Annotated in this window: 2 protein-coding genes; both read left to right on the top strand. The window is 75.3% G+C overall.

Annotated elements, in window-relative coordinates; translation table 11 throughout:
- Positions 1-931 (top strand): 5-oxoprolinase subunit C family protein (locus DW299_RS07230; protein WP_136036183.1); only part of this gene is annotated, 931 nt, incomplete at its 5' end.
- A partial coding sequence (locus tag DW299_RS07225) for an ATP-binding protein (protein ID WP_136036182.1) occupies positions 928-2540 on the top strand: 1613 nt, incomplete at its 3' end. The genes DW299_RS07230 and DW299_RS07225, both read left to right, overlap by 4 nt.

Raw genomic sequence — 2540 nt, 5'->3', positions numbered from 1 at the left:
GCGCGGCGGAGAAGCCTCCGCGACCCAGGGGGCGCGCGCTCCCGGAGCCCCCGCGGTGGAGGTCGTGCGCTCGTCGCTGCAGCTGCTCGTGCAGGACGAGGGTCGCGCGGGCTATGCCGCCCTGGGCGTCTCGGCCTCCGGCATCGCGGACCGGGTGGCCCTGCGCGACGCCAACCGCGCGGTCGGCAACCCCTCCGCCGCTGCCGTCCTGGAGTGCGTGGGCGGTGCGGTGCTGCGGTTCCACGGAGCCGGGGTGGCCGCGGTGGCCGGAGCGACCGGGGTCCTCACCCTCACGGACGCCGCCGGCGTGCTGCGCGACATCGCCCCCGGGGCACCGTTCGCCACGGTCGACGGCGACGAGCTCACCCTCGGTCACCCCGAGCGCGGGCTGCGCTTCGTGATCGCCGTGCGCGGGGGGATCGACGTCGCCCCGGCGCTCGACAGCCGCGCCAGCGACACCCTCGCCGGGCTCGGCCCGCGACCCCTCGCGGCGGGCGATGTCGTGCCGATCGGCACGGCCCCGGTGACCTCGGTGGATCCGGTTGTCCTGCCGCGCGACCTTCCCGCCCCGGGCGACACCGTGGCGCTCGAGATCACGCTCGGCCCGCGCGACGACTGGTTCACCGCGGCCGGGGTCGCCGCGCTCACCGGTCAGGAATGGACGGTGACGCCGCGCTCCGACCGCGTCGGCATCCGGCTGCACGGCGAGGTGCCGCTGGAGCGTGCCGTGGGCGGGGAACTGCCCAGCGAGGGCGCGGTGACCGGCGCGATCCAGGTGCCGCCGGATGGTCAGCCCGTGCTGTTCCTCCCCGATCATCCGCTCACGGGCGGCTACCCCATCATCGGCGCACTCACCGACCGCAGCCTCGACCTCGCCGCGCAGCTCCCGCCGGGGGTGCACGTGCGCTTCATCGTGAAGGAGACCCCATGACCCGTGTGCTCATCGCCAACCGCGGCGAGATCGCGGTGCGCGTGATCCGCGCCTGCGCCGAGGCCGGATACACGTCGGTCGCCGTGTACGCCGATCAGGATGCGGATGCGCTGCACGTGCGGCTCGCCGACGAGGCCGTCGGCCTGGGCGGTGACACGGCCGCGAGCACCTACCTGTCGGTCGAGGCGCTGATCGACGCCGCGCGCCGCAGCGGGGCGGACGCGGTGCACCCCGGCTACGGCTTCCTCTCCGAGAGCGCGGCGTTCGCGCGGGCGGTCGAGGGCGCGGGGCTGGTGTGGATCGGCCCGTCGCCGGAGAGCATCGACGCCCTCGGCGACAAGATGACCGCGCGGCGCATCGCCCAGCGGGTCGGCGCACCCCTCGCGGCCGGCACCGACGAGCCGCTCTCCGGCCCGGAGGAGGCCGTGGCCTTCGCCGAGGAGCACGGGCTGCCGATCGCCATCAAGGCCGCGTTCGGCGGGGGCGGCCGCGGCCTCAAGGTCGTGCGGGAGCTGTCCGAGGTGGCGGCGGCGTTCGAGGCGGCGACGCGGGAGGCCGTGGCCGCGTTCGGTCGCGGCGAGTGCTTCGTGGAGCGGTTCCTGGAGCGCCCCCGGCACATCGAGGTGCAGGTGCTGGGCGACGGCCGCGGCGGTGTGGTCGTGGTGGGCGACCGCGACTGCTCGATGCAGCGGCGCAACCAGAAGCTGATCGAGGAGACACCGGCGCCCGCACTCGCTCCGGAGCAGCGGTCGGCGATCCACGAGGCGGCGCGGGCGATCTGCGCCGAGGTGCAGTACCGCGGGGCGGGCACCGTGGAGTTCCTGCTCGCGGCCGACGGCACGATCTCGTTCCTCGAGGTCAACACGCGCCTTCAGGTCGAGCATCCGGTGACGGAGGAGGTCACGGGCACCGACCTCGTGCGCGAGCAGTTCCGCATCGCGTTCGGCGAGGGGCCGTCGTTCACCGAGACCCCGCGGCCGTCGGGTCACGCGTTCGAGTTCCGCATCAACGCGGAAGACCCCGGTCGCGGGTTCCTTCCCAGCCCGGGGCGGGTCGAGGCGCTGCGCATCCCCGGCGGCCCCGGCGTGCGATGGGACAGCGGCATCGAGGCGGGCGACGTGGTGCAGCCCGCGTTCGACTCCCTGATCGCCAAGCTCATCGTGCACGCGGACACCCGGGAGGCCGCCCTCGTGCGAGCACGCCGGGCGCTGCGCGAGCTCACCGTCGACGGCCCGGCGACGGTGATCCCGTTCGACCTCCGCGCGATCGACGACCCCGCATTCGCGACCGACACCTTCGGGGTGCACACGCAGTGGATAGAGACGGTGCTGCTGCCCGCGCTCGACGCGCAGCCGCGACCGGCGGTCGCACCGGTGTCCGGGCTGCAGCGGTTCCCCGTGGAGGTCGATGGCCGCCGGGTCGTGCTCGGGCTGCCCGCGGAGCTGCTGGCGGGGATCGGCCGTCCGGCGCCGGAGCCGGCAACGGAGCCTGCGGCGGACGCGTCCGAGCTCCGGACTCCCGCGCCGGGCACGCTCGTGCGGTGGCTGCTCGACGACGGCGCGGAGGTCGCGGCGGGCGACCCGGTGGCCGTGCTCGACGCGATGAAGAT

The sequence above is a fragment of the Microbacterium sp. K35 genome, from assembly GCF_004794375.1.
Classification (GTDB): domain Bacteria; phylum Actinomycetota; class Actinomycetes; order Actinomycetales; family Microbacteriaceae; genus Microbacterium; species Microbacterium sufflavum.
This window is presented reverse-complemented; position numbering and strand designations above follow the sequence as displayed.